Origin of the sequence: Neoroseomonas rubea (assembly GCF_016106015.1) — a bacterium.
GTDB classification, from domain to species: domain Bacteria; phylum Pseudomonadota; class Alphaproteobacteria; order Acetobacterales; family Acetobacteraceae; genus Neoroseomonas; species Neoroseomonas rubea.
This window is the reverse complement of record NZ_JACADQ010000464.1, coordinates 1-2,422: the sequence shown is the minus strand read 5'-3', so window position 1 is coordinate 2,422 and position 2,422 is coordinate 1. Positions and strand designations below refer to the sequence as shown.

The 2,422-nt window shown below is 74.6% G+C and carries 3 protein-coding genes; 2 read left to right on the top strand and 1 reads right to left on the bottom strand.

The genetic code is table 11. The annotated features are described in order from the left end of the window. Together HW577_RS23690 and HW577_RS23685 are read left to right on the top strand one after the other, a co-directional pair. Positions 1-760 (top strand): hypothetical protein (locus HW577_RS23690; protein WP_198378564.1); only part of this gene is annotated, 760 nt, incomplete at its 5' end. A gap of 4 nt (positions 761-764) precedes the next feature. Next, positions 765-1,511 carry a dienelactone hydrolase family protein gene (locus HW577_RS23685; protein WP_198378563.1) on the top strand — a complete coding sequence of 249 codons (747 nt, stop codon included), beginning with the start codon at positions 765-767 and terminating at the stop codon, positions 1,509-1,511. A 4-nt stretch (positions 1,512-1,515) separates the two neighbouring features. Here HW577_RS23685 and HW577_RS23680 read toward each other — a convergent pair. After that, positions 1,516-2,422: hypothetical protein (locus HW577_RS23680; RefSeq protein ID WP_198378562.1), on the bottom strand; the 907-nt coding region annotated here is incomplete at its 5' end.

Sequence of the window (2,422 nt, the reverse complement as noted above, 5' to 3'; positions counted from 1 at the left end):
CCCGCCATCAGGCCCGGTCAGCGACGATGCGGCCGCGGCGGCTCGCCAGCGCGAACAGGCCGCGCGCGAAGCCGCGCAGCGCCAGCAGCAGGCAGCCCTCGCGCGGCTCGACCTGCGCGCCGCGGCGCAGTCCATCGCCGCCACCACCCCCTGCTCGCTCATCGCGTGGTCGGCGAGCGACCGGCAATTGACACTGGCCGGCGTGGTCCGCCGCGGGGACGATGCCGCCATCCGCCGCACGCTCGCCGAGCGTGGCGTGCCGGAGGACGCGGCGCGCCTGTCCCTCACCCCCTTCGATGGCGCCTTCTGCGAGGCGCTCGACCTGCTGCGGCCGATCATCGGCCCGGCCGGCGCCGCCCCGGGCGTGACGGTGGTCGGCCAGATGCCGTTGCAGAACGGGGAACTCATGCGCCTCGACGTGCAGATGCCGGACTGGCCGGCGCATCTCTACGTCGCCTACTTCATGCATTCGGGGGAGGTGGCGAACCTCGTCCCCTCCGCCCTGCAGGCGCCCGGCGCGCAGGTGCGCCTCGGCGAGCCGCAGGGCAATTTCCCCGGCTGGCAGGTGGACGAGCCCTACGGCACCGACCTCGCCGTCGTCATCACCTCCGACCGCCCGCTCTTCGGCAATTCCCGGCCGGTGGTGGAACGGCAGGCGGACTATGTCGCGGCCCTCGGCGCGGCGCTGCGCAGCGCGCGGGCCTCCGGCACGCGCGTCGTCGTCCGCCCGGTGGTGGTCGAGACCGTCGCGCGGCGCTGATCCCATGGCGATCACCGCCACCGCGATCGACATCCCCGCCCCCGGCGGGGCGATCAACGCGCATCTGTACGCCCCCGACCACGCGCCCGAGGCCGCGCCCGCGATCCTCGTGCTGATGGACGCGCCGGGCGTGCGCCCCGCGCTGCACGGCATGGCCGCGCGGCTGGCCGCGTCCGGCTATCGCGCGCTGCTGCCGAACCTGTACTGGCGGCGGCTGCGCGAGGTCGGCTTCGACCGTGCCGCCTTCTCCCGCGACGGCGATCCGGAACGGGAGCGCATCTTCACCCTCGCCCGCGGCTACGGCCATGCGGAATTCCGCACCGACCTGCCGGCGATGCTCGACGCGCTCGGCGTGACGGAGGCGCGGCCGGCGGGCGCGCTCGGCTACTGCATGTCCGGCCGCTTCGCGCTGCAGGCGCTGGCGGAAGCGCCGGGGCGCGTCGCGGCGGCGGCGTCCTTCTACGGCACGCGCATGGTGACGGAAGCCGCGGACAGCCCGCATCTCTGGCTGCCTGGCCTGGCGCGGGGCGAAGCCTATCTCTGCTTCGCCGAGCACGACCCCTATGTGCCGGCCGGCGTGCCGGAGACGGTCGCTTCGGCCATGGCGCGCAGCCGCCTCGCCCATCGCATAGAGCATTACCGCGGCACGCATCACGGCTTCGCCCAGCCGGATTCCGGCGGCTTCGACCCGGTGGCGGCGGAACGGCACTGGGCCGCGCTGCTCGGGCTTTTCGCGCGCCTGCCGCGCTGAATTCCTACCGCGGCGCGCCCGCCCGCAGCGCCGCGCGCAGCGCATCCGCCCGCGCATCGTCCAGCCCCGCATGGGCGGGCGTGAAGAAGCGCGGGTCGGGGGTGAAGATCAGGTAGGACATCGCCTCGTTCATCATCACCTCCTCCAGCGCGGGGTCGTAGCCCTCGCGTTCGAGGAAGGCGCGGAAGCGGGCGCGCTCCGCCTCGGTGAAGACGTCGCGCCAGACGAGTGCCACATGCGCGGCGAAGCGCGCATCGGTGAAGAAATGCCCGTGCCCGATCTCATGGTGCAGGATGGCCCGGCGCATCGCCGCGTCCACACGCGGCTCGAGGCCCGGGACGGAGACGAGGGCGAAATCCTCCGGCGCCGGCACCAGCCGGCGCAGCCGCGCCACTTCGCGCCGCAGCCACTGCTCCTCGGCGGTCAGCGCGACGCCGTCGCGGTCCGCCAGCGCGAAGAAGCGCTCCAGGTCGCGGCCGCGGTAGTTGTGGCCGTAGTAGTAGGTCCCGATGGTCTCGCCGCTCGACCTGATGGCGGCCGCGAGCGCCGCGTCGTCCAGCACCCGGTCGCGCGGCTGCCCCGCCTTCTCGACCAGCGCGGCGACGCGGTTGAGTGCCGCGCCCTGCGCATCGAGGCCGGGGAAGTCGATGATGAAGACGCGCGGATTGGCGTCGAGCCGGAAGATCACGGGCCGTTCGGCGCGATGGGCGAGGATCGCCTCCTCGCTCGCGAGCGGCGGGGCGAAATCCGCCGGCGGCGCCATGGCCATGGACCGCGGCGGCGATGACGACGCCGGGGCCGGCAGGGATACCGTCGGTGCCTCGGGCTTCGGCGGCGGTTCCGCCGGGCCGCGCCCGAGCCACACCCAGAGCGCCGCCGCCCCCGCGCCGGCCAGCAGGACCGCCGCACCG

What these genes read in the sequence shown, in the direction of transcription:
- HW577_RS23685 (WP_198378563.1), top strand. Translation starts at nt 765, where the DNA reads ATGGCGATCACCGCCACCGCGATCGACATCCCCGCCCCCGGCGGGGCG.